Consider the following 23,923-nt stretch of genomic DNA (forward strand, 5'->3'; position numbering starts at 1 on the left):
ACAAGAGGGCGTTTCAACATTGGCACGCCCATTTCAAAACGTCCAAAAGAAGTCCGTAAACGGGAATCATTTGGACATTGGGAGTTAGATACAGTCGTTTCTGGACGTGGACAAGCTAAGGGCTGCGTCGCTACATTTATTGAGCGTAAAACCCGCTGGTATACAGGCATTTTGATCCCAGACCGTTCCGCAAACTCAATGGAAACAGCCGTCAAACAGTTACACCAACAATTGCCCAAAGGTGCAATCCAAACGGCGACAACCGATCGTGGAAAAGAATTTAGCTGTTACAACGTGCTTGAGAAAGAACTAAACATCCAAGTCTATTTTGCGGATGCTTATTCTTCCTGGCAACGTGGCAGTAATGAAAACGGAAACGGCTTACTGCGCGAGTTCTTCCCTAAGAAAACGAATTTCGATCACGTAACACTAGATGATATGAATCAAGCACTCCATCTCATTAACAATCGGCCAAGGAAATGCCTTGGTTGGAAAACTGCATACGAAACGTTTCGGGAAGAACTGTTGCACTTAATTTGACAAACCGTCTAAAACAAAAAACCTCTTCCAGTTATTTATTACAAATAACTGGAAGAGGTTTAATTATTGAAATATAAATAGTTGTACGTTAACCATTGATTTAGTTCTTAACAAACTACGTTAGACATTGATATGACTACGTTTATAACCTGTTGAGTTTATATTACTGAACAGTCCTATTCCCACTCAATCGTTGCAGGTGGCTTAGACGTAATATCGTACAGCACGCGGTTTACGTGTTTCACTTCGTTTACTAGGCGTACAGAGATTTTCTCTAATACGTCCCAAGGAATACGTGCCCAGTCAGAAGTCATGCCGTCAATTGACGTTACTGCACGGATACCGATTGCGTAGTCATACGTAGTTTCTACTATTATATTATAAAATGTAAATTCTAAAATTCGTGTGTTTTCTTAATTTAAATAGTAGCACGTTTTTCAACCATTCTCAATACTATAAAAAACTATAAACTAAAACATTGCACTTTAACTTGTTACTACCTATTACAGATTAATTGTTACTAGAAATTAATAAGATTGCATCTATTAATGTTTAAAAAAATATTTTGTTGGAAACTATATAATATAATCTGAGAATTCGTTAAAATGTAAATAAAAAGAATTTACAGACTTTAGAGGTGTTTTCAGAGATGGAACTATTAAATGTTGGATGTGGAAGTTTGCTTTTTGATTATGCAACAAATATAGATATTATTGAAGATAAAGATTTAAACATAATACAAGGTTTCGCAGATGAATTAGGTTATGAACCAAACTCAGTAGATGTAATATATATGTTATGTCCTTATGATTACTATCCACTCGACTCTTCTGCATATACTGTATTGAAAACAGATGGATTACTTGTACTTACTGGACATTATCAAAACGAACATTTTAGGGAAGCATGGTTAGCATCTGAAACCATGTTAGAAAGTTTGGGTTTCCAAACTGTTAGTAAAAACAAATATTGCAGACCTGAATTTCGGGGGTCAACCAATTGTAATGGTAAACCTATTTCTTCGGATAGATTAAAGCAGCTTGTTTTAAAAAAGATTCCTGATAATAACCGTGAAACTGCTTTAAAAAAACTACAAGAAAGAAGGTAATAAAATGAAACGAATTTCATTTACTGAAAATCAATTTTTAATTGTTGTCGGAATGTCAGAATCTGAAATAACTGATATTGAATATAACCCTTATGAAAATCAACTATATATAACTTTAAATTCTGTCAATATCCTTTTTGATTATACAAGGTTAGATATATTCAATCCTGATATTAAGTATGATGAGTGGTTAAACTATAAGTATTTCCATCCTGAGTTCTCACCAAATAATTTCCATCATATTCTTTACGATGAAACCGTAAAATTCATTATTGATAGTCCCACAATTTTTTATGATGGTAATCAAGATATTTTTATTGACAGACTAAGTGATTTAGGAATCGAGAGTACTGAAGTTAATCTTTATAAGTATGTATTTGGGGGAACTATTGAAGATAGCCTATATGACGAGTTTGAAGTATATTCTAATTCTCCGATTAAATTTGAGTATGATAATCGTCATTTACAATCATGTGCTATGGGAGGTAAAAGTGAAATTCAAAAGATAGCATTGCTTGAAGAAAAACTTGCACGAAAAAAAGAAAGTCTTAAGAAAACAAATAAAATAAAAAAGACTAATTCTAAAAACGAAGATTATTTGGCCATCTATGACCATGTATAATTTCAGAATCTTTTTTATTCATTTTGCAACACCATTATGACAATAAAAAAGCACCTGAATCAGTGTAAATACTGAACCAAGTGCTTTTTCTTATTCAATTCTTTAAACTGATTACGAACTAACCATTTTAAAGTACCTTTTTCATTTGTTTGTGCTAATACCGCAAATTTCATTTTCTTACACACCCCCTACAGTTTCAGACTTCATTTTTTAATATTTTTATAGAATAGGTGCAAAATATTTAACCTATCCACCACCACAGCCATACTTAAAAAAAATTTTTATTAACAAAATGGCAATAAACCCTAATATATCAACACTTCAAGCAGTAAATTTACTATTTTTGAATATTAATATTCAAGTTTTTTCCATTTCATTATGTCATAATAGTACATGTACTAACGAACTAAAATTCTAAAGAGGTGTATATTTATGGAAGATAATCACTATGAATTATTACTTACCATTCAGAAGGATATTGAAAAAATAAGGAATGATCTTGTTGAACTAAAAAACGCTGAAGAAGTGAAGTTAAATTCAATTCAAGAAGCTGTATCTAAACGTGTCCATGATGAGATTGAAAATGATGCTTATGATTTAAAAATGAAAATCGACTTTGCTATTGATAGACTTTATAAGTTGGATAGCAGTATGTTTAAAATCACATGCTACTTAGATGAAATAGGGAAAAAGGTTTTAGATTTTGAGAAGCTAATTAAATAATACAATCTTCTTTTAGTTTGATAATGTTTGAAGTTTAATACAAGAAAATTCACCCCTTCCGATTCTTATATTGAATCAGTTGGGGGGTGCATTTACCTTTATCCTTGAAGGTTAATATTCAGTTACTTGTTAGTACTTGTTAGTCAAATACCATCTTCACGTGCTTTACTTACAGCACTTTGAAGTCCTGAAGGTAGTTGACCATAAGCTAAAGCATTGTATACTTCACTTTGTTCAACTCGTAAAGGTTCATACCCACCACCAACACCAATCATGTTTAGCACTTCACCAGCACCACTTACATAGCTTCTTTGTTTCATTCCAAGTTTTATTTTAAGTGCATCAATCTTTACTTCAGGATTAACTATTTCATTATACTTTGCACGTGCTTCTTGCATCTTTTCAAGATAAGCAAGTTTTGCTTCTAATAGTTCCATTTCAATTTTTCGCATTTCTGTTCGTTTTCCAGCCGAATACACATTTCTTTCAGCTTCTAATTCTTCAAGAACTGCATGAATATCTTCATTTTCATATACCTGAATCAATTGTACTTCTTTTTGCATTTCAGCAATCGCTGCTTGAAGCTTTTCAACTTCAACACGTTCTTCTTCATATGCTTCTTTCGAGATAGTACCTTTTAAAGTTTCCTTGTGAAGTTCTTTCAACATATCGGCTTTTGCTTGAAGATCAACAGATAGTTTAAGTATTTCTTCTTCCTTCTTTTCAAGTGCTTTCATGTAAGATGCTTCTGTATTTTCTACTTTATCAAATAGACCATTAAGCTTTTTTAATATCTTCAAAGTAATTATTCCCCCTTCCCTTCAATTTTTTCAGTAAGTAATGCAATTGCTTCAGTAAGTTTTGCAATATGTTGTTCAGGTGTTAGTGGTACAGGTGGAAGGTTTTTAATTTCTTCAGCTTCAGCCTTTGCACGTGCTTCTTCTTCCTGTTTTCGTACTTCATCAAAATAAGCTGAAATATTTTTCAATGGTTCAGCACGTTCTTCAATTCGTTTTTGAATTGCTTTTCCTTCTTCAGATAATTCAGTTTGTAGTTTTGGTAATTCGTACATTATTCATCTTCCCCTTTTGTTTTATTTGGTTTGCTTGGACTGTCTGGTTTCAATCGCTGAAGCAATAAAGATTTCTTTTCTTCCAAACTTTTTGCGGTGTTTAGTTTGGTTATGCCTGACATACCCAATGCTTCCATGCGATCACGCTTATCCTGTTCAACAACGTAGCTGAATGTATTTGTAAACAGTTCAATTTCCTTTATAGAAGGATTCTGCTTATCAGCAATTTTCAAGATATGTTTTTTAAGCTTTTGAAAGGCTTCTTTTTCATCTGAAGGAATGACAGCATTTTGTATTTCATTCAAGTAATAAGTAAAATCACTGCTTTCTTGCCATTCATAGAAAGTCTTGGTGCTGATAGAATTTTCTTTACAGAAGTTCTGCACCGTAAACCCTTCAAGCATCCTTCCTTTAACAAGCTTTTTAACAAGGTTTACTTGTTGTTCTGATAATGTTAAAGGTGGTTTAATTGCGTTTATTAGTTGTTCAGCTTTCTTGTTTGTTTGGTTTGTTGCCATTTCAAAACATCCCCTTTTCTATTCCACAAAAATCCTTGTATCTTTCAATGAACGGTTGCCGGTTTTTTGCCATTGGTTTATAACACGTTCAATATTATTCTTTCTTAATTGCGTTTCTAATAGGCTTGTCACTATCTTTAAAGCACGTTTTATATTGCCGTTCTTTACCATAAGTTCAGCTTGAAGTTCGTGTAGATCACAAAGAACTTTTGCTTTTTCCTTTTTAGCCAACTGAACATAAGTGAAGTGATGCTTTAAAAATTTATCTGAAGTGAAAGATGCATCATAGAAGAACTTCATTTCTTTAGTTTGTTCTATCGTTTCATTCATAAGTAAATGAAGGATGCCACTTTGTTCTTTTGTTGTTTCGTTCAATATGGAAAGTTCTACATATTGTAGGTTCTTAATTATTTGCTTCATGGTATCCATTCCTTCCTAATCCTTTTTAATTGGTGTTATCTTCATGTTCCTATTGGTAAAAACACTCTGTAATAGTGCAATATCTTTCGGTGTAATACCTTCAGCTTTAAACACGTTCATCAGTTTTTGTTCTGTTCGTGGTTGTAGTTCTACAAGACCAGCTTCAATTTTAGATACAAGGGTTTGATGCACCCCAAGTCGTTTTGCAAGTTCATCTTGTGAAAGGTTCGCTATGCTTCTTAAATGTTTTATAAGTTCTTTGTTAATTGCGTTCATGGTTGTTTGTTCACTTCCTTCTGAAATTCTTAAATTATGATTTTTAGACAAAATAAAAAGATGCTTCAGTAAAGAAGCACCTAATTAAATCCACTTACATCCTTTTACCCAATGTAAGCTAGTGGGTTTATTCTGCATCCAGTGCAATTGCTTTTGATGGAAAAAACAATTTGCTGAAAAGCTTCAGGTATATATCATTTCAAGAACCTATAAACTTTTCTATATATAGGTTCTTGAAATATGAATAAAGTAAGACGTACCATAAAATTTTTCTGCAATTTTATTTAAGCTGCGACTACTATTTTAAATATGAAAATAGCACCCCTTTAATAATATTTATGGATGTTGTTATATTGGCTATTGTTATGATAAAGAAATTTATACAGGACTAACTAAAACATTTTTAACAAGTATCAGTGTAATCACGGTTAAGCTTGTTAAAATATTTTTAATGAGTAGCTGAAAAGCTGAATCATCCTGAAGGGTAAAATTTGTGTTCAGATATATAAAATCATGACGCCACGGCAACATATCCCCCTGTCCCCATATGGGTGGGTACTACTACAAATTAAAGAAACACATGTATTTATTATTATTGATTTGTTATTAAACTTCTTGAATATTAATAATCAAAAACAAGTAAACCATTTGCTTTAACAGTTCTTTCAGCAGTTACTTCAAGTCATACCACTGAACAACATGCACAAGCTGCCAAACATAAATCTTCATAATTCATTTAATTTCTTCTGCAACTCATTCAACCAATTAAAGCAGATCATAAACATTTAATGCTTCAGATTGATAAGCAACTAACACACCAGCACACACCGTCAGAAGCATCAGCTTCTTCTGTAATACTTTCTATTACTGAATGGATAGTAATATGCACCCCCACCCCTTAAAACAAATACACCCCCTTCTTTAAATACCAGCACCCACTGAATATATAACCACCCCACCAGCTAAAGAACGGATACACCACTGAATCCACCCAACTTTCCGAATGTAAGAAAATACTTTATAAACATACATTCATTTCACTGATTTTATTGATTTTGTTAGGAAACAGCGTTATTCTAATAACATCTTTAAAAAACATACATTCAAAACATTGATTCTACTGGACTGAAAGGAACTATAATAATGAACATGAACCCCCAACAAATAAAAGACGTACAACCAATTAGAAGTAAAGAAATAATTGAAGATATGAAGTGGTCACTGAAAAAGTGGTGTTCTGAACGTGATTACATATTATTTCTTATTGGAATAAATACTGGTTTACGTGTTGGTGATCTTCTGAAGCTGAAAGTGAAAGATGTTAAAAGGAAGAAGAAGCTGAAAGTGAAGGAAGGTAAAACGGATAAATTTAGAGAAATAAACCTTTCTAACATTTATGAAGAAGTACAGTCTTACATAGATACAGTTGAATCTGAATGGTTATTCCCTTCTCGTAAAGGTGACAAAGCCATATCTTCAGTACAAGCGTATAGAACCCTTAATAAAGCTTCTGCAATGGTTGATATAACTGAAGGTATTGGAACACATACATTAAGAAAAACGTTTGGTTACTGGTACTATAAGCAGACTAAAGATATTTATAAGCTTCAAGCCATTTTAAACCATTCAAGCATCGATATTACAAAGCGTTATATCGGTATCACACAAGAAGAAATCAATGAAAGTCTGAATGATTTTGTCTTATAAATCCAGTTTATACTGAAAGAAATTACTTAGAATAGTGGTTTCTTTTTTATGTGTTTGAAATTGAAAATCAATATTCAAAAAAATATTATCAGTGATTTTCTTTTCCTTACGTGGGGTTCATTATTTGCGGATTTTAACAATTATCCATCATACAATAGCCAGCCATTATTATTAACATTTAGATAAGTGAAAAAAACTGATGCAGCTGGCATCAGCTTCTATTTAAGTTAATCATTAATTCTATACACTTCTCTATACTCTTCAGGACTATAAATATTAACTATATTTTCGGATGGTATACTAATGCCAACTTTCAAATAGCAATAACATTCTCCCATACTTGAATAAAAAAAGTCATCGTTCAACTTTTCAAAAGATTGCTTTATTATCCACTTTCTTTTAAGCAATTCCAACTCAGAAAAAGAAAAGTTTTCTTTATTATGTTCATCTAAAAATGTGTAATCTTCAATATTATCCAGTGGCACATTAATCTTTAGAACATAACAATCATTTTTTCTCTGAAACCATTCAAAAGTTAAATTTTCTTTTAACAGATTAGATAAATCAAATAAAAATTCAGGATTATTTTGAACACCATATGTTAGTACATTCCCATAATTAAAAAAAGAATTTATCTGATAATCCATATATAATTTACGAATAACTGCATCAATTGGATTAGATACACTCTCGAAATTTTTACCAAGATCAAAGACTTTATCTTTGTATTGAATTTCTTTTTTCTGTACATCAATAAAAATATCACGACTTTTCAAGAAATTACTGAGTGGGGTATCAAGTTCAATTGCCTTTTGTAAGCTAATTAATCCATATTTCTTTATTGATTCACATTTATCATTGTTAGTTGTAACATGAAGCGATGACATTAATAAATCAATGTTTAGTAGTTTTTCATCTGTAATTTCAAATTCTTCTAAAAAATCTTCTACATTAAAAGTATCCTTATGCCTTAGTGCATATCTACTGATTCTTTCTTCACTTACATTTAGATAGTTACTAAGTGATGACAGTGTTTCTTCAAATCTTGTAAAATCAAATACTATTTGTTTTTTCATTAATCTAACCCTTTCAAATTTCGATAATTATTAAATTAATTATCTAGCAAACCCCAACATCTTACAAGACGATAAATTCACCTTCTTTATGGTAGTAATATTTAATACGTTAATGTTGCTTCGCAACTTGTCGAATAAATTCGCCAAGAGGCTTGATTCTGAACAATTTCATCTTCTTCAGAATCTATTTCAGTAATGAAACTTGTTAGTTTTAAATAGGTAAAGCGTTCTTTGCTTTACTCATTTCGGTAAATATTCAGTTAAGAAGCTGTATTAAAAACAATCCCTTTTTGTATATATTCCTTTAAGGGAGAACGCTACAAACCTTGATATATCAAGGTTTCTAGAGAAAATAAGAACTTTTGATGTTCTTAACTATTTTTTATATCACCTTGTTTCATGTGTCTGCATCTGCACCTTATCTTGTTTATGGTATGTAAGCCAATAAGAAAGGAAGATTCACATGCAGAATTTAGTAAAAGAAACTCATTACACAAGGGGTTCAGAACATACACCAGTACACATTGTTGATAGTATTATGGGTGCTGGTAAAACAAGTTGGTCAATTCAATTTATGAATGAAGCTGATAAAGATCAGAATTTCCTATATATCACACCATTCTTGGATGAAGTGCAACGTGTTAAAGAAAGTGTAACAAGTCGAAACTTTACTACACCAGAACCAAAAGGTAAAAACAAAGGGAAATTGGATAACCTAAAGCAATTAATTTTAAATGAACATGATATAGCTGCCACTCATGCACTATTTCAGAAAGCTGATACTGAACTCATTGAACTTATTAAAGCTGGGAACTATACTTTAATACTTGATGAAGTGATGAACGTGGTTGAACAATGTAAATTGAATAATGATGATTTTAAATGGTTGTTAGACGGAGGTATGATTAGTGTAGATGATGATACTGGATTGATTCAATGGAATGACGATGGCGAATATCAAGATACACGGTACAAGGATATTAAAATACTTGCTGAAACAAATAACTTATATTTCTTTGAAAATACCGTATTATTTTGGACCTTTCCTATTTCAGTATTCAAAGCATTTAAAGAAGTATACATTATGACTTATCTATTCCAATGCCAGCAGCAAAAATACTATTACGACTTATACAATGTTGATTATGTCTATAAAGCCGTTCAGAAGCTTCCTAACGGTAAATACAATCTAATCAACCATTATGATAAAGAACCATACGATAAAGCAGCTATAAAAGCATTGATAAATATTTATGATGGCAAATTAAATAATTTAGGTGATGATAAAAATGCCTTTTCAGTATCATGGTTCCGTAGAGAACAAAACAAACACTTAATTGAAAAGTTACAAAAAAACATTGGCACATACTTCAAAAATAATGTTAAAACATCCGCTGAATTAAATATGTGGACGTGCTTCAAAGACGACATTCCCAAGTTGAAGGGTAAAGGATACACAAAAGGATTTGTTGCTAGCAATGCACGTGCTACCAATGAATTTAAAGAAAAAGAATCACTTGCCTATACGGTTAATCGTTTTATGAATCCATTTGAAAAGAAATTTTTCATTTCTAAAGGCGTAGCAGTTGATGAAGATATGTATGCACTATCTGAATTGATTCAATGGATTTGGAGAAGCCAGATTAGGGATGGTAAAGCTATTAATTTATACCTTCCAAGTAAGCGAATGCGAGTGATTTTACAAGATTATCTTCAGAGTGATATGTAAATTACATGATTTGAAATAAAGCTATACAGAAAAGTCGTTTCCCTGTGTTTTAAGGAATCGACTTTTCTTTTTGAACTGGTTCACTATGTTATAAAAATATTATTGAAGATTGGTCAATCATTTCCCTGTTATCGATTCTTTTTCCTGTATTTCTTGATCTGATGAAATATCGATTTCTAGCTTAACAGAACCGCTTTGATGTGTTTTTAGCTTTTCCCAAAAGTTTTTCATAGCAGTAGCGTATTTTTCAAAAGATATTTTATCTACACTTAAGACTTCTTCCATATTGGTCGTGCGGTACAAGTTCATAAGTTTGGTGTCACTTACTTTTTCAAAGTACTCTGGATGCATCTTGTATAAGGCTATTGCTGATGTTCCACTACCATGTTTAAATGTATTCGATAATAAATTACATTCACGAATTGTTTGCCATATTTCTGTTTCCACAATAGGCACTTCAATCCCACTGTCCTCATTAACACCAAAGAAGGCATCCCATTCAGTAATTTTTTTCGTAGGCATAGTAAAGGTTAGTTTCATTTCTTGCAGTACATTCCGCAATGCCCCAAACTGACTGTAAAACTCACCGTAATCTTTTTCTTCATTGTTTAAAGTGAATTTAATTTGGTTTATGTATTCATTATGATGTTGTGTCATTTCTTCAAATAACCACTTTCGCAACTGCTGTTCAAATACCTGATAAAGGTTACTTAATGACATTAGAACAAATTGATAGTGCATAAGTGATTGTTCTTGCATTAGGTCAACTGCATCATCTTGAATTTGTTCAAAACATTCGCATCCATAGTCATATTCAGGATTGTATGCAACCCTGCTTAAAACACTTTCTTCAGCTTTTTTTAAGCAAACTTCATAAGCTATATCAGGGTTCTCCTTCACATCTTTATAAATTGCATCATATGTACGATTGTAGGTTTCCAGCAGTACATCATATATGCGAGTATATGAATCTTTGATGTACGGATTAAAGTACAATTTGAAGAACACTTCACGCTTTTCAATATTAGGATTTTGCGGTCTACATGTGCATTTATGCTTTTTCTTTCCCATTCGGTCACTACCTTTCCAATTAGAATAACTTAAATACATTATCAGCTACCCATTAAAGAAAGGCTAATAAACTGACCACTAATCTATTTTAATTCACCTAGGGGTCTTCTAGGTTCCCTGAAGCCTGTAGTTCATTGCTTACATACATCTTTAAACAAAGTCGGTACAGAACTATGTACAAAATTTTCTTTGTGTCACTTAAAATAATTACAATTATTTCTTATAACAATTAACGCACTGTTTCTTCCACTGATTATCAGCTTTTAACCAGCGTTTCCTACCACAAGTTATGCAAGGAATCATAACCATGTCTACTACATATTTCATTGATTTTACATCTAACTTAAATTTCTCATCATACGTAGACGGATTTGGTAGTTCAACTATTAATTTCTTTTCAAGACAACACAAACATAATATTTCATTTTTCCATTCTTTATATTGAATTATGCTTATTGATTCAGATTCTCTTATTCCACATTCCGCACATACTTTTTCATTCAACTTCATATTATTTCTATGTTCTTCTATCTTTTCAAAGTAAGAAACACCAGTCATATGATGACCACATTTATAGCAGTTTATTTCAGATGATTTATCTGTTCGTTCTTGGAAGTTATAACTGAAAAGTCCCTTTCTATCAGTAATACCACCATTATCAAACATTTTATATGAAACGCTTGTATCGAAACCACAAGAATTGCAAGGTATACTGAAGATTTTGGTACGACAATCACTACAATTACATGGTTTACCATAATCACAATTTGGCATAATATCCCCTCATTTCCTACTACAACAATTCGACAAATACCCTTCCTATCCCTTTTTCGTGTAGCTATTTTATGTTCGGCTAGTGTATATCCAATCATAGTTACAAGCGTTTATTTTACAGCCACATGAATTCATATCTTCTTCCCTTGTTACACTATTATTTTTTCATTTCTATTAATCTTGTAGTTGACTTATTTACGCTGTTCCCCCAACATGAAGCCAGAATTGAGGACAACGGCTTGGTGCAAAAATGACTGCCTATGTTTCAGAAACTAAAATAATAGAATCTGAAACATAGACAGTCATTTGCATATTTTATGTACATGAATCCGTCATTTAAGGTATCCGTATATGTATGCCCTTGTTAAATGTGTTCTCTCGAACAATACATATAGTTTCTACTTCTGCCCCGAAACGTCTTGTAATCCGTCTACATGCCTTCTGCGTGTATCGTAAATGCTTATTCTACTGTTATGAGAAACTCAGCAACAATTTCAATGTATTATGTATTCTGTATAGCCGTAACTAATCAGACCTTCCACACCTGACCTTTAATGGTTGTCAGCACCATTCAGACACAATAGCAAACAAGGATACTATTATTTGTGTCTTAGACTTAGTTATTGCAGCGGTTAAGTCATAACCTATCAAGGTTTGTTTAACAACGTATTATTTGGCGTTCCACGTTGGATATACCTAAAAAAGTGTGCACTTAATAAGCCTTGCTAATTCTAATTTTTTTCGATAGAATTAAAGCAAGATAAGGTATATCGTATTCAGTTTATTTGCGTGAACTCGAAGTTCGATTTACTGTTAAGTCACCTATTCCAGTAGGTGGCTTTTTCTATTTGTGTAATAATCGTTAAAAAACTAGTATCTTATTGAATGACATATGTTCAATAGTCCCAAAGCAAACTTTTCCCCTTCTTCTGCACCAAAAATTATATGTGATAAAATTCCTTTATCATTTCTAACTTCTATCATTACTGAATCATCTTTAATATCTTCTTTAGTTTTTGAATCATTGTAAATTTGTCTTGCATCAGAAATCGCAAAGTACCGTCCAGCTACTGAAATAGATAAGCCATCTTGTTGTACCACATCCAAAACCTTGATTCCTCTACCCATGAGTTACACATCCTTTATTTAATCTTCATCTTGTTTAATGGTGACTTAATTCTTCCCATTTCGAGTATTGTGTCTTGTTCTAACCCCCTTAAATAATTTGAAGTGATCTGTGTATCATAATGTCCCAATAACCGACTTAAACTATAAACATCAATGCCATTTTTCAATTGTTTTTGTGCAAAGTAATGTCTACAATCATGTGGCGAACATCTTACTTCTTTTCTAACACCAGCATTTGCACAATGTTGTTTTAGTATCTTATTGATTCTTGAACGAGATAGCTTTTCTGCACACTGGTCTAAGAAGTAAAAATCTTCTATTTCATCAGGATGTTTATGCTTAAATCGTTCTGTTTTTAAGACTTCATATTTACGCATATACCTACGCATGATTTTGCTTATATAAATTAATCTTTGTTTTGACCCTTTCCCATGTATGAGAATATGCCGAGTAGATACATCTTCAACCTTGATAGTGCAAAGTTCACTTACACGAATACCTGTATCAAATAACATGATTAAAATTAGCTTATCCCTAACATTTGAATACGTTTCTTCAGCTACATCACCAATGATTCGCTGAACTTCATCATCATTAAAAGTACGAATCACCCTTTTTTCTTCTTTCAAATTTTTTATTCTTCTTATCGGATTATCGAATTCATCAATAAATTCTTCATTGACCAGGTAGTTAAAAAAGACACGTAATGTAGATAAACTTCCATTTATCGTTATCTGTTTTTCCTTACCAAGATGTTGGCAATGCTGAATATACTTTTTCAAATGCATTGGTTTGACATCTTCTACTTCAGTTATTGAATAAAAATCTAACATAAACTCATTCCATCTGTTTAAGCGATACAAACACAAAGTAACATACTCAGGTTTTCTATCTTGAATTTCTTGATTTAATCGAAAGTCATCTATAAGTTCTATAATTTTTGACACAAAAAAACTCCCTTCTATTCAGGCTAAACACATGAATAAAAGGAAGTTTATTTTTAATAACAAATAGTAGCACGTCTAAAGTAAATACTTTAACCGAAAGTTCCTATAAACCCTTGATATGACTACATTCCTAAGGCTTATTAACACTGAATAATTCTCAGGTCATTCCCACTCAATCGTTGCAGGTGGCTTAGAAGTAATATCATACAGCACGCGGTTTACGTGTTTCACTTCGTTTACTAGGCGTACAGAGATTTTCTCTAATACGTCCCAAGGGATACGTGCCCAGTCAGAAGTCATACCGTCGATTGATGTTACTGCACGGATACCGATTGCGTAGTCATACGTACGCGCATCGCCCATTACACCAACTGAACGGATGTCAGGTAGCACTGTGAAGTATTGCCAGATATCGCGATCAAGGCCAGCTTTTGCGATTTCTTCACGTAGGATGAAATCAGCCTCACGTACGATTTCAAGTTTTTCTTCTGTTACTTCACCAAGTACACGAATTCCTAGACCAGGACCTGGGAATGGTTGACGCCAAACGATTTTTTCATCAAGACCAAGTTCTAAACCAAGTGCACGTACTTCATCTTTGAATAACGTTTTAAGTGGCTCAATTAATTTGAATTGCATATCTTCTGGAAGTCCACCAACGTTATGGTGAGATTTAATTGTTTGCGCAGTTGCAGTACCAGATTCGATGATGTCTGTGTAAAGCGTACCTTGCGCAAGGAAGTCCATGCCATCAAGTTTCGAAGCTTCTTCATCGAAAACATAAATGAATTCGTTACCGATAATTTTACGTTTTTTCTCTGGGTCAGAAACGCCCGCAAGTTTTGCCATGAATCGCTCACGTGCATCAATTTTAATTAGATTCATATCGAAATCTTCTGTGAATGTTTTCATAACTTGCTCAACTTCACCTTTACGGTTTAAGTTGTGGTCTACGAACATACAAGTCAGTTGATCACCGATTGCTTTGTGAATCAGTACAGCAACAACTGAAGAATCTACGCCACCAGAAAGTGCACATAAAACTTTTTTGTCGCCAACTGTTTCACGGATTTTCGCGATTTCAAGTTCGATAAAGTTTGCCATAGACCAGTCGCCTTTAGCTTCACAAATATCGAAAACGAATTGACGAAGTAAGTCAGTTCCATATACAGAGTGACGCACTTCAGGATGGAATTGGACTGCATATAATTTACGTTCAGTGTTTGCCATTGCAGCGATTGGACAAGACGCACTTGTTGCGATCACTTCAAAACCTGCAGGCACTTCCGTTACGTGGTCTCCATGACTCATCCATACGATTTGTTCAGTTGGTAAATCACCAAATAATTTGTTAGCAGCTGTAACTTTAACTTCCGCTTTACCGTATTCGCGTGTTTCCGCACCTTCAACTTTACCACCTTGTGTATGAGCCATTAATTGCATACCGTAGCAAATACCTAAGATTGGTAAACCTAATTCAAAAATAGCTGGATCTACGTGGAACGCATTCTCATCATAAACTGAGTTTGGACCACCTGAGAAAATGATACCTGCTGCGTTCATCTCTTTAATTTCTTCTGCTTTAATTGTGTGTGGGTGTAATTCACTGAATACACCAAACTCACGGATACGACGTGTGATTAATTGGTTAAATTGACTACCGAAGTCTAAAACGACGATTTTTTCTTGCTCTTTTAATAAAGGGCTAACTGACAATATTTCCACCTCTTCTACTATTTGTAAAGGATATGCTACATTTAAGTTTCACAGAAAAACGCGTATGAAAGTAAAAACTTCCTACGCGTCCATAAGCTCTAGGTTCGTAAAGGCGAATGCGTAGCAAAATAAGGTGATTCACAAATAACTTTCTCACCTAGCAAATACATTCACCTTCATAGAGAGGCCATTTGAGGTGTCCTCGTAGAAACATTCGAACCTTATTTCCGAACTTATATGAAAGCAATCCTATCATGTCTAATTTTTTTAATTTTACTCTTTGTGACTATTAAAATCAACCGATTGTGCGATTGATTAAATATTCCCAACTTTCTTTTAGCTTAGCGAAATCAACATCTTGCGGTTGTTTACTATAAATGTGTTGTTCATAGACAGATGTTAACTTCTTCATTTCTTCTGTCTCAAGTGCTGCATCTACTCTTTCTGCAAACGCCCGTAAAGTTTCACCATCTTTTCGGCGGAGACCAATACGTGAAAGTTGTTTCGTCAATACATGGTAAGATGAATCAAAAGTTGACCAGTCCGCTTCCTTTTTCCGGTATGAACGAACATGCATTTTCGGTATCCACTTTTTACGTTGTACAAATAATATGATGAGCACGATCACAACTAACAAAATAAACCCAACCCATACGTACGGGTGCTCTTTTAGCCAAGTCCAAACTGCTTTAAAGTTTAAAGATGAACCCGAAGTAGCTTTCTTCGTATCTTGTTCTGCCTTTGGCTTCTTCGGCGCTTGCTCTTGTTGTGCAGGTTCTTCTTGCAAGTCAGTATCTAGTTCTAAATCATAATCAATATTTACCGTACCAGAAAAACCAATCGTCGGTTCGAACTCCATCCAACCCGTGCCCGGCACATAAGCCTCTACCCAAGAATGAGCATTGTCATTTGTCACTCGATATTCGCGCACACCATCAGATTGTGACCCCGTATTCCCAGGTGCAAATCCTTTCACCCAGCGCGCCGGAATCCCAATTGATCGTAACATTACAATCATTGACGTAGAGAAGTGATCACAATAACCTATTTTCGTATCAAATAAAAACTGATCGACAAAGTCTTGTCCCTCTCCAGGAATTGCGGCTGCTCTTTTATCATAGGCAAAGCCACTTCTTGCAAAATAACCTTCAATTGCTTTGATTTTTTCATAGACGGTTTCTTTACCTTCAGTTAACTCTATTGCTAGATCTTGAACTCTCCGCGGCAATGAGTTTGGTAATTGTAAAAAGCGATCATATGAAGAATTTAGTGTTTCAAGCATTGACGGATCTGACATGCGCAGTTGCTGCATGCTATATTCCGGTTCACTGTACGTCAATGTATAACTTAATAACGCTTTATCTTCTCCCGTATACTGTTTTGTCAGTATTTTTTCAGTCTGATTAGACTTAAAATATACGGTCTCTTCATTTGCCTCGACAGATTTCAATCCATATGTTTGGATTAAAAATGGCAACGGTATCGCTAAGTCCATATCAATTTGCTGTTCATTTTCGGGCTTGCCTACTTGCAGCGTTGTTTGGATAAATTCGTTATTTAAATAACTATCCGCACTCACTTTTGCATTAGATTGAACCCACCCCTTTGAAGTATACAAATCCTTCGTCTCTATACGCCAGTAATGACGATCACGTGAGGAAGCCGTGAAAACAAGCGTATTATCACCATTAAATGGTCCACCTAACTGACTATCATCTTCACCATATCCAGCTGTTTTCTCACCTACCCCAGACTCCCCTTGACCTGTCACACTTTTTATAAACGGTACTGGATCTGCCCATGTTGGTCCCGCTTTCGGTAAAAATAGCGCAATGAGACTCACCATCACTACCATCACTACCATCGGCACAAGCATCTTCCATTTAGAGAGTAAATCATGTGAAGCATCCGACTTCATCAAAAGACGTTTTACAAAAAGCACACCCGTCATCACGAGCCCAAGTACAACAACCTTTACAATAGCAACAGAGCCATCATAATCACTAAATGTATCTAGCGTTGCGATAAAAAATACAGTCAGAGCGAAGAAATAGAAAATATTCATGCGTACAGTAATCCAGTGATGAATTAAGTACACAAGCATCCAAATAAGTGCCAAAAATAGGACTGTCCTAAACGTATCCGATACTTCCCCAAAATCTCCTGAAAATATAGCAGTAACATTCCACTTCATTTCGCTAAATATAAACGGCATTGTCTCTGAAGAAAAAACAGGATTGCCGCTATACGCAAATACGACAAACCATAAGATATAGCCAATTTTTACAATACCCGATAAAAGCGGGCGCACTTCAAACAAACTAAGTGCTAATGATAAACCGATAAATACTAAAAACAAATGCAATAAACCTGTATTTGTAAGTTCCATCACAGGTACAAGCCACTCTCGTAAAATAAAGAAAATAATAATATACGCAATTGTTAATTCAATAAAATCCCCGAATGATTTTTTCACGGCTTCATCACCTCCGTGAATAAGTGATAATAATCATTTGGACTCACATGCACGATTTGAATTTGCTTGTGATGTTGTACCATCTCTGACAAAATCGGCGGTTGCTCAGCAACAACAAAACAAATACAGCTTTTCACTATGCTTGCAAGAGTATGCAATAACTCTTCTGATAGTTCACTCGTTACATATAAAAGCGTCGAAATATGCTTAAAGTTTTGTTGCCCATGCAAATTGACAGTTGCATTTTCTACTGGCTTTACCGCCGCTAAATGATGCATCACCTGATCAAGCTGCTTTTCACCTTGAATTAGTGGAAACACCTTCGTTTTATCACCCGTAGAAACAAAGGACATATCACCCCTGCCGCGGACAATTGTTTGTACCATCGAGGCTACGAGCTCAATTTTCTCTTCGAACAATGGCGAAGCATCGGCATTTAACATCAGCAATAACTCCTGTGATTGGCGATCTTCAAACTCCTTTGATTGTAGTACTTGTGTTTTCGCAAATGATTTCCAATGAATCCATGAAAAGCGATCACCCGGTACATACTCACGTAAACCGACAGCCATCGAAGTGTCCTTAACAACCGAATACGGCGACATCATCGTCCCAATATCTAATTTCGTTTGCAGAGCGACATATTTCATTTCCTTTACACACGGATAGACTAAAACCATTTGCTCTTTTTCTACTAAGATACGCTTTTGCGCCCATCCAAAAAAATCACAAAAGGCGATCTCTACACCTAAAAAACGATGCTCCCCACGTGGTAAGTTTTCTAGTGTATAACTCCATTCGAATTTTTTCGCGAAACCGACGAATTTGACCGCACTCGTACCTTGCACCTTCGATTTGACAAGTTCCTCGCTACTAACTCGTTCTTCAACCATCATATAAACAAACGGAAAACGTGTTTTTCGTTCTACGAGTACCGTTACTTTTGCCGATTGACCACTCTGCACACGAGAAGGGTCGATTTTACGCTCCACACGAACAATTTCTTCTTTTACAAGTAAAAATATAAATGAATACAATAAAAAAGGACTCACTGTAAAAAAGACGAACCAACTCACAAAACTACCTTGAAACATCGCAAAGCAGAACGTAATAATCATGAGCAAGCTCACTAATAGAAAGTGCTTACTTTTTTCAAAAAGGGCTCGCCATTTCATCATTGTTCCGCAAACCTTTTTGTCGGTACCGGTACTTTAGCTATAATACGCTCAATAATTTCCTCCGCTGTTACGCCGTCATAGCGAGCATCTGGCTTCAGCATCAAACGATGGCTAAAGACAAATGGCACTAAATATTGCACATCGTCTGGTGTTACGTAACTACGCCCTTTCATAAACGCATACGCCTGCGAAGCCTTCATTAACGCAATTGATGCACGCGGACTCACGCCTAAGTATACATAGCTATCTTGTCTAGTTTGCAAAGCGAGCTCTACCATGTAATTTTTAACGGAATCTTCAACATATACGCCTAATACAAGCTCTTGTAACTCAACTAATTGCGTTACCGATAATACCGCTTGTATTTTTTCAATAGGTGCACCGTTTTCTGCACGACGTAGTATCTCTACTTCCTGTTCCTTTGTTGGATAGCCCATTCTAATTTTCAATAGAAATCGATCAAGTTGTGCTTCTGGCAAAGGATATGTACCTTCATATTCTATCGGATTTTGCGTCGCCATAACAAAAAATGGTTGCGCAATTTTCAACGTATTGCCGTCGATTGTAACAGACGCTTCCTCCATTCCCTCAAGTAAAGCTGACTGCGTTTTAGGTGATGTCCGATTAATTTCATCCGCCAGTACGATATCGCCCATAATGGGACCTGGACGAAACTCAAATTCCATCGTTTTTGGATTATAAATCGACACCCCCACTACATCTGAAGGTAATAAATCCGGCGTAAACTGGATGCGTTTAAATTGTGCATCAAAAGATTTCGCAAGCGCACGTACCATCATTGTCTTGCCTACTCCCGGCACATCTTCAAGTAACACATGGCCCTTTGAAAGTAATGCCACTACACATAGCTCAGCTATCCCTCTTTTTCCAATCATTACTTTTTCTATATTTTCTAGTACCGCTTGTATTTGTGTATTCATAAATCAAAAAACCTCCCTATTCCATCATTACAATTATTAGAATTGCTAGATAACTCATATTAAGCATAACGAAAACTGCTAGTTAACACAATCAAAGATGGCTTGTCTGAAATATTTTTATAAACAAACCCGTCATAGTATATAGAACGTTATTGCTTACTATAATGTTACAAACTTATTTTTTCAGATCCATCTCCAAATCATGGTGTTGATTTTCGTTCCGGTTGGTCGCTTTCCGAGGGCGTCCGATGAGCCGCTTCACTCGGCAAGCCTCCACTTCAATCAACGAGCATTCTAAAATCAATACGTACTTTATTAAAATGACATCCCCGACTTTTAGTGATGAACCATTTTTCTATTACACTTCGAACTCAAATGAAAAGCCCTCTCCATCGCTAAAATCGATGAAGAGGGCTTTTCCGATATCTTATATAGAAGAACGGTAACTGTTCAGACGTTTCTGTTGTTTGCTAATACGACTAAGCTTTGTCGATGTTTCAATCATATCACGTCGCATTTCCAAGTCATTACTACTATCAAAATAAGCTTCTGCTCTGTTACCAGATACGCGTTGCTGTGTTTTCTGTTTCAAACTAGCAGCTTTCACATTTTTGTTGTGTAGCATATTTTTCTTGAATTGCTGGTTTGGATTTTGCCCAAAATTATGGCTAATATCACCCGCATGTAGATATTGTTGCTCATTCCTAAAAATACTACTTGGCGTTGCACTCACTCTAGAAGTCCTCATTTCAGTTACCCTCCCTTACTTTTTATATCCCTTATAGGTATATATATCGACATTATATGCTTAGGATTAAGTAAACAGAACCAATTACATAGAAAGATTATATAAATAATTTATTTTTTTACGTAAAAAAAACCAATAAGCTACTAGAACTTATTGGCTTTCATGTATCAAATTCATTTCCAAAAATCATCAAAAATCGTAATCGGCATATGACGTTTATGTTGCGAACGTAAATAATAATTTTCCAATGTTTTTCGCGCTTGCTCAGGAATTTCCTTACCCTCTAAATAATCGTCAATATGGTCATACGTCACACCTAGTGCTACCTCGTCTGGTAATGACGGGCGTTCTTCCTCTAAATCCGCCGTAGGTACTTTTAAATACAAATGTGGTGGACAATTCAGCTCTGCTAGCAATTGCTTCCCTTGACGTTTATTCAGTCGATAAATTGGCATTAAATCCGCTCCGCCATCTCCAAATTTCGTATAGAAACCTGTTATAGCTTCTGCTGCGTGATCTGTACCAAGCACAACGCCACTATTCATGGCAGCAATCGAAAACTGTACCTTCATACGCTCACGTGCTTTTTCATTACCTTTAGCAAAATCACTAAGCTCAATGCCAGCCATTGAAAGTGCATGAACACTCGCATCGACTGCCTCTTTAATATTAACTGTATATATTTTTGTCGGCTTAATATAGTCAAGTGCATCTTGACAGTCCTGTTCATCTGCTTGCACACCATACGGCAACCGAACAGCCCAAAACGAATACTTCGCCTCGTTGGCTTCAGCATTTAGTTCATCAACTGCAAGCTGTGCTAACTTACCTGTCAACGTAGAATCTTGACCACCGGATATACCGAGGACGAAACCCTTCACAAAGCTATATTTGCGTGCATATTCTTTTAAAAAATCTATAGATTTACGAATTTCAACTTGGACATCAATCTTAGGTAATACATGTAATTCTTCGATTATTCGTTGTTGTAATGCTGACATGTCACTTGCCACTCCTTACTCTTTTGCAAATTTATTGACCATTTCGCTCACTTCTTCGATATTACGCATTTTATTATTCCAGCATTTTTGGCTTAAATCGACTGGATACTCTTCCGGATTCATCGCACGTTTATATTCATCCCACAAAAGTTCTAAATTATTCGTTGCATAGGTACGCATTTCTTCTAAAGTTGGATTTTGATAACGTACTTCACCGTTCTTAATGACGTGCTCATGTAAATTTTTCGCTTCAAAGTTTGTCACGAATTTTGACACAAATGTATGCACAGGATGGAACATTTTAATACGTTCTTCCGACTGCGGATCTTCATCATGCATCGTAATATAATCTCCCTCAGCTTTACCATTTTCGAGGTCGATAATTCGATATAGATTTTTAAGTCCTGGTGTAGATACCTTTTCAGCATTTGCCGAAATTTTAATTGTATCCTTTAGTTCCCCTTTATCATTTTCAATTGCCACCATTTTATAAACAGCACCTAAAGCTGGCTGATCGTAGGCTGTAATAAGCTTTGTACCGATGCCCCAAACATCCACACGTGCACCTTGCGCTTTTAAGTTTAAGATTGTGTACTCATCTAAATCATTAGATACCACGATTTTCGCCTCTGGGTAACCCGCTTCATCTAACATACGACGTGCTTCTTTTGAAAGAAAGGCAATATCACCACTATCTAAACGAATACCAATAAAATTAATCTTATCACCAAGTTCGTTTGCCACTTTAATGGCTGTCGGGACGCCAGACTTCAATGTATTGTACGTATCTACTAAGAACACACAATCACGGTGACGTTTAGCATATGCATGGAATGCATCATAATCGTTTTTATACGCCTGCACGAGGGCATGGGCATGTGTACCTGATACTGGAATATTAAATAACTTTCCAGCTCGCACATTACTTGTTGATGCAAATCCACCAATAAAGGCTGCACGTGTACCCCAAATTGCCGCATCCATTTCCTGCGCACGACGTGTACCAAATTCCATTGCTACTTCATTTTTTATAACTTGTTTAATACGGCTCGCTTTTGTAGCAATAAGCGTTTGATAGTTCACAATATTGAGTAATGCCGTTTCAATCAGTTGCGCTTCTACTAAAGGCGCTTCAATACGTACGATTGGTTCATTTGCAAAAACAAGTTCCCCTTCTACCATTGAATACATGTCCCCCGTAAAACGGATACCTTTTAAATAATCAATGAAGTCCTCTTCATACCCAATTTCTTCTCGTAAGTACGCTATATCCGAATCGCTAAAGCGGAAGTTACGCAAATACTCTAGCATACGCTCCAATCCCGCAAATATGGCATAACCATTGCCAAATGGTAATTTCCTGAAATACAATTCAAAAATCGCTTTTCTATTATGTATGCCATCTGCCCAATAGGACTCTGCCATATTTATTTGATATAAATCCGTGTGTAGCGCTAAGCTATCGTCTGCATAATTTGATCTCATGAGAAATTCCTTCTTCCGCTTTCATAATTAGTCCTAGTATACACTAAATAGACACATTTTCACCTCTTACATTACTTAAAGTTAGATGTTAGATTTCCTCACATAATTATTCAGAAAATTTAGAATCGTTCACATTTAAGACACAAATTTTAGTACCGCTTTCATTCCTTTTATAAAAGCATTTCTACAAAACTATTACGAGAAGCGAAAAAATAGATGTTACATCTTCTAACATAGATGCCAAGAAAACAATTGCACGCTCCGTCATGTAGCTTTAACATGGAAATTAAATTAACGCAAGGAGCTGGTGCTGATGAAAAAAATAGAAGCAATCATTCGTCAAGAGGTTTTCGGTCTTGTTCGCGACGGGCTTGCAAAGGAAGGTATTTCAGGTTTAAGTATTTCTGAAATCGCTGGTTGTGGCCGTCAATTAGGGCGTACAGGGTTATTTCGTGGGAATGCGTATGAAATCGAGTTTTTACCAAAATTGAAATTAGAAATGGTCGTAGATGACGAAAAAGTAGAGGCTATTGTAGAAGTTTTGTTACGTGATGCTGCAACTGGTAATGTCGGGGACGGTAAAATCTTTATTTATCCAGTAGAACAGGCAATTCGTATCCGTACTAAAGAAGTCGGATCGGTTGCAGTAGAATAAAGGGGGAGATCA

The 23,923-nt window shown here is 35.0% G+C and carries 24 protein-coding genes, 1 pseudogene and 1 riboswitch; of the genes and pseudogenes, 7 read left to right on the forward strand and 18 right to left on the reverse strand.

Features of this window, described 5'->3' with window-relative positions:
- Nucleotides 1-540: IS30 family transposase (locus AEA09_RS20360; RefSeq protein ID WP_245622877.1), on the forward strand; the 540-nt coding region annotated here is incomplete at its 5' end.
- A 176-nt stretch (nt 541-716) separates the two neighbouring features.
- Here the strand turns inward: AEA09_RS20360 and AEA09_RS19685 are convergent.
- Nucleotides 717-908, reverse strand: a pseudogene (locus tag AEA09_RS19685) (GMP synthase (glutamine-hydrolyzing)); the annotation flags it as partial.
- Between the two features lie 281 nt (nt 909-1,189).
- Between AEA09_RS19685 and AEA09_RS14740 the strand changes: the two are divergent.
- The 3 genes from AEA09_RS14740 (at nt 1,190) to AEA09_RS14750 (ending at nt 2,993) form a co-directional block, all read left to right on the forward strand.
- Entirely contained in the window at nt 1,190-1,648 is a 459-nt protein-coding gene (locus tag AEA09_RS14740; RefSeq protein WP_053584732.1) for a class I SAM-dependent methyltransferase, read from the forward strand.
- 4 nt (nt 1,649-1,652) lie between these two features.
- Nucleotides 1,653-2,270, forward strand: a complete 618-nt coding sequence (locus tag AEA09_RS14745) for a hypothetical protein (protein WP_053584733.1) — start codon at nt 1,653-1,655, stop codon at nt 2,268-2,270.
- A gap of 432 nt (nt 2,271-2,702) precedes the next feature.
- Nucleotides 2,703-2,993 (forward strand): hypothetical protein, encoded by a 291-nt coding sequence (locus AEA09_RS14750; RefSeq protein WP_053584734.1) that lies wholly within the window; start codon nt 2,703-2,705, stop codon nt 2,991-2,993.
- 143 nt (nt 2,994-3,136) lie between these two features.
- Here the strand turns inward: AEA09_RS14750 and AEA09_RS14755 are convergent, their stop codons facing one another.
- Genes AEA09_RS14755 through AEA09_RS14775 form a run of 5 tightly spaced genes read right to left on the reverse strand, consistent with a single transcriptional unit; the run spans nt 3,137 to nt 5,279 of the window.
- The gene (locus tag AEA09_RS14755) at nt 3,137-3,793 is read right to left on the reverse strand and encodes a eukaryotic translation initiation factor 3 subunit E (RefSeq protein WP_053584735.1); all 657 of its coding nucleotides are present in this window, start codon (nt 3,791-3,793) and stop codon (nt 3,137-3,139) included.
- Nucleotides 3,794-3,798: 5 nt separating this feature from the next.
- Nucleotides 3,799-4,065 (reverse strand): hypothetical protein, encoded by a 267-nt coding sequence (locus tag AEA09_RS14760; protein ID WP_053584736.1) that lies wholly within the window; start codon nt 4,063-4,065, stop codon nt 3,799-3,801.
- On the reverse strand, nt 4,065-4,583 hold the full coding sequence (locus AEA09_RS14765) for a phBC6A51 family helix-turn-helix protein (protein ID WP_053584737.1): 519 nt from the start codon (nt 4,581-4,583) through the stop codon (nt 4,065-4,067). The genes AEA09_RS14760 and AEA09_RS14765 overlap by 1 nt, the downstream gene beginning before the upstream one ends.
- Before the next feature lie 18 nt (nt 4,584-4,601).
- A complete protein-coding gene (locus AEA09_RS14770; RefSeq protein ID WP_162212725.1) occupies nt 4,602-5,012 on the reverse strand; it encodes a hypothetical protein in 411 nt (136 codons plus the stop codon).
- A 6-nt stretch (nt 5,013-5,018) separates the two neighbouring features.
- Nucleotides 5,019-5,279 carry a helix-turn-helix domain-containing protein gene (locus tag AEA09_RS14775; RefSeq protein ID WP_053584739.1) on the reverse strand — a complete coding sequence of 87 codons (261 nt, stop codon included), beginning with the start codon at nt 5,277-5,279 and terminating at the stop codon, nt 5,019-5,021.
- A 1,143-nt stretch (nt 5,280-6,422) separates the two neighbouring features.
- On the opposite strand from AEA09_RS14775, the gene AEA09_RS14780 reads away from it, so the two are divergent.
- Nucleotides 6,423-6,986 carry a tyrosine-type recombinase/integrase gene (locus AEA09_RS14780; RefSeq protein WP_425412010.1) on the forward strand — a complete coding sequence of 188 codons (564 nt, stop codon included), beginning with the start codon at nt 6,423-6,425 and terminating at the stop codon, nt 6,984-6,986.
- Nucleotides 6,987-7,213: 227 nt separating this feature from the next.
- On the opposite strand, the gene AEA09_RS14785 is transcribed toward AEA09_RS14780, so the two are convergent.
- Complete coding sequence (locus AEA09_RS14785; RefSeq protein ID WP_053584740.1) at nt 7,214-8,062, reverse strand: hypothetical protein; 849 nt, start codon at nt 8,060-8,062, stop codon at nt 7,214-7,216.
- Nucleotides 8,063-8,525: 463 nt separating this feature from the next.
- Between AEA09_RS14785 and AEA09_RS14790 the strand changes: the two genes are divergently transcribed.
- Nucleotides 8,526-9,791, forward strand: coding sequence for a hypothetical protein (locus tag AEA09_RS14790; RefSeq protein WP_053584741.1), 1,266 nt, complete (start codon nt 8,526-8,528; stop codon nt 9,789-9,791).
- Nucleotides 9,792-9,908: 117 nt separating this feature from the next.
- Here the strand turns inward: AEA09_RS14790 and AEA09_RS14795 are convergent, their stop codons facing one another.
- The 11 genes from AEA09_RS14795 to AEA09_RS14845 form a co-directional block, all read right to left on the reverse strand.
- Nucleotides 9,909-10,862 carry a hypothetical protein gene (locus AEA09_RS14795; protein ID WP_053584742.1) on the reverse strand — a complete coding sequence of 318 codons (954 nt, stop codon included), beginning with the start codon at nt 10,860-10,862 and terminating at the stop codon, nt 9,909-9,911.
- Nucleotides 10,863-11,075: 213 nt separating this feature from the next.
- Nucleotides 11,076-11,636 (reverse strand): hypothetical protein, encoded by a 561-nt coding sequence (locus tag AEA09_RS14800; RefSeq protein WP_053584743.1) that lies wholly within the window; start codon nt 11,634-11,636, stop codon nt 11,076-11,078.
- A gap of 870 nt (nt 11,637-12,506) precedes the next feature.
- On the reverse strand, nt 12,507-12,764 hold the full coding sequence (locus tag AEA09_RS14805) for a hypothetical protein (protein ID WP_053584744.1): 258 nt from the start codon (nt 12,762-12,764) through the stop codon (nt 12,507-12,509).
- Between the two features lie 14 nt (nt 12,765-12,778).
- Nucleotides 12,779-13,711, reverse strand: a complete 933-nt coding sequence (locus AEA09_RS14810) for a tyrosine-type recombinase/integrase (RefSeq protein ID WP_053584745.1) — start codon at nt 13,709-13,711, stop codon at nt 12,779-12,781.
- A gap of 162 nt (nt 13,712-13,873) precedes the next feature.
- Nucleotides 13,874-15,427, reverse strand: a complete 1,554-nt coding sequence (guaA, locus tag AEA09_RS14815; protein ID WP_053584746.1) for a glutamine-hydrolyzing GMP synthase — start codon at nt 15,425-15,427, stop codon at nt 13,874-13,876.
- A gap of 159 nt (nt 15,428-15,586) precedes the next feature.
- Nucleotides 15,587-15,688, reverse strand: a riboswitch (purine riboswitch).
- A gap of 34 nt (nt 15,689-15,722) precedes the next feature.
- Nucleotides 15,723-17,903, reverse strand: a complete 2,181-nt coding sequence (locus AEA09_RS14820) for a DUF4129 domain-containing transglutaminase family protein (RefSeq protein ID WP_053584747.1) — start codon at nt 17,901-17,903, stop codon at nt 15,723-15,725.
- Entirely contained in the window at nt 17,900-19,081 is a 1,182-nt protein-coding gene (locus tag AEA09_RS14825) for a DUF58 domain-containing protein (RefSeq protein WP_053584748.1), read from the reverse strand. The genes AEA09_RS14820 and AEA09_RS14825 overlap by 4 nt, the downstream gene beginning before the upstream one ends.
- Nucleotides 19,078-20,022, reverse strand: a complete 945-nt coding sequence (locus tag AEA09_RS14830) for an AAA family ATPase (RefSeq protein WP_053584749.1) — start codon at nt 20,020-20,022, stop codon at nt 19,078-19,080. Before AEA09_RS14830 ends, AEA09_RS14825 begins: the two co-directional genes overlap by 4 nt.
- Nucleotides 20,023-20,449: 427 nt before the next feature.
- Entirely contained in the window at nt 20,450-20,770 is a 321-nt protein-coding gene (locus tag AEA09_RS14835; RefSeq protein ID WP_053584750.1) for a hypothetical protein, read from the reverse strand.
- Nucleotides 20,771-20,943: 173 nt separating this feature from the next.
- The gene (gene nadE, locus AEA09_RS14840) at nt 20,944-21,771 is read right to left on the reverse strand and encodes an ammonia-dependent NAD(+) synthetase (protein ID WP_053584751.1); all 828 of its coding nucleotides are present in this window, start codon (nt 21,769-21,771) and stop codon (nt 20,944-20,946) included.
- A 15-nt stretch (nt 21,772-21,786) separates the two neighbouring features.
- A complete protein-coding gene (locus tag AEA09_RS14845; RefSeq protein ID WP_053584752.1) occupies nt 21,787-23,256 on the reverse strand; it encodes a nicotinate phosphoribosyltransferase in 1,470 nt (489 codons plus the stop codon).
- Nucleotides 23,257-23,569: 313 nt separating this feature from the next.
- Here AEA09_RS14845 and AEA09_RS14850 point away from each other — a divergent pair, with 313 nt between their 5' ends.
- Nucleotides 23,570-23,911 (forward strand): P-II family nitrogen regulator, encoded by a 342-nt coding sequence (locus tag AEA09_RS14850; protein WP_053584753.1) that lies wholly within the window; start codon nt 23,570-23,572, stop codon nt 23,909-23,911.
- Nucleotides 23,912-23,923 lie beyond the last annotated feature (12 nt).

It is taken from the genome of Lysinibacillus contaminans (assembly GCF_001278945.1).
In the GTDB taxonomy this organism is placed as follows: domain Bacteria; phylum Bacillota; class Bacilli; order Bacillales_A; family Planococcaceae; genus Lysinibacillus; species Lysinibacillus contaminans.

Excerpts from the sequence above, each read along its gene's own strand:
- AEA09_RS14805 (WP_053584744.1), bottom strand. The coding sequence starts at position 12,764 with ATGGGTAGAGGAATCAAGGTTTTGGATGTGGTACAACAAGATGGCTTA.
- AEA09_RS14760 (WP_053584736.1), bottom strand. The coding sequence starts at position 4,065 with ATGTACGAATTACCAAAACTACAAACTGAATTATCTGAAGAAGGAAAA.
- AEA09_RS14770 (WP_162212725.1), bottom strand. The coding sequence starts at position 5,012 with ATGGATACCATGAAGCAAATAATTAAGAACCTACAATATGTAGAACTT.
- AEA09_RS14850 (WP_053584753.1), top strand. The coding sequence starts at position 23,570 with ATGAAAAAAATAGAAGCAATCATTCGTCAAGAGGTTTTCGGTCTTGTT.
- AEA09_RS14795 (WP_053584742.1), bottom strand. The coding sequence starts at position 10,862 with ATGGGAAAGAAAAAGCATAAATGCACATGTAGACCGCAAAATCCTAAT.
- nadE (WP_053584751.1), bottom strand. The coding sequence starts at position 21,771 with ATGTCAGCATTACAACAACGAATAATCGAAGAATTACATGTATTACCT.
- AEA09_RS14780 (WP_425412010.1), top strand. The coding sequence starts at position 6,423 with ATGAACATGAACCCCCAACAAATAAAAGACGTACAACCAATTAGAAGT.
- AEA09_RS14740 (WP_053584732.1), top strand. The coding sequence starts at position 1,190 with ATGGAACTATTAAATGTTGGATGTGGAAGTTTGCTTTTTGATTATGCA.
- AEA09_RS14830 (WP_053584749.1), bottom strand. The coding sequence starts at position 20,022 with ATGAATACACAAATACAAGCGGTACTAGAAAATATAGAAAAAGTAATG.
- AEA09_RS14790 (WP_053584741.1), top strand. The coding sequence starts at position 8,526 with ATGCAGAATTTAGTAAAAGAAACTCATTACACAAGGGGTTCAGAACAT.
- AEA09_RS14800 (WP_053584743.1), bottom strand. The coding sequence starts at position 11,636 with ATGCCAAATTGTGATTATGGTAAACCATGTAATTGTAGTGATTGTCGT.
- AEA09_RS14845 (WP_053584752.1), bottom strand. The coding sequence starts at position 23,256 with ATGAGATCAAATTATGCAGACGATAGCTTAGCGCTACACACGGATTTA.
- AEA09_RS14825 (WP_053584748.1), bottom strand. The coding sequence starts at position 19,081 with ATGATGAAATGGCGAGCCCTTTTTGAAAAAAGTAAGCACTTTCTATTA.
- AEA09_RS14765 (WP_053584737.1), bottom strand. The coding sequence starts at position 4,583 with ATGGCAACAAACCAAACAAACAAGAAAGCTGAACAACTAATAAACGCA.
- AEA09_RS14750 (WP_053584734.1), top strand. The coding sequence starts at position 2,703 with ATGGAAGATAATCACTATGAATTATTACTTACCATTCAGAAGGATATT.
- AEA09_RS14775 (WP_053584739.1), bottom strand. The coding sequence starts at position 5,279 with ATGAACGCAATTAACAAAGAACTTATAAAACATTTAAGAAGCATAGCG.
- AEA09_RS14745 (WP_053584733.1), top strand. The coding sequence starts at position 1,653 with ATGAAACGAATTTCATTTACTGAAAATCAATTTTTAATTGTTGTCGGA.
- AEA09_RS14785 (WP_053584740.1), bottom strand. The coding sequence starts at position 8,062 with ATGAAAAAACAAATAGTATTTGATTTTACAAGATTTGAAGAAACACTG.
- AEA09_RS14835 (WP_053584750.1), bottom strand. The coding sequence starts at position 20,770 with ATGAGGACTTCTAGAGTGAGTGCAACGCCAAGTAGTATTTTTAGGAAT.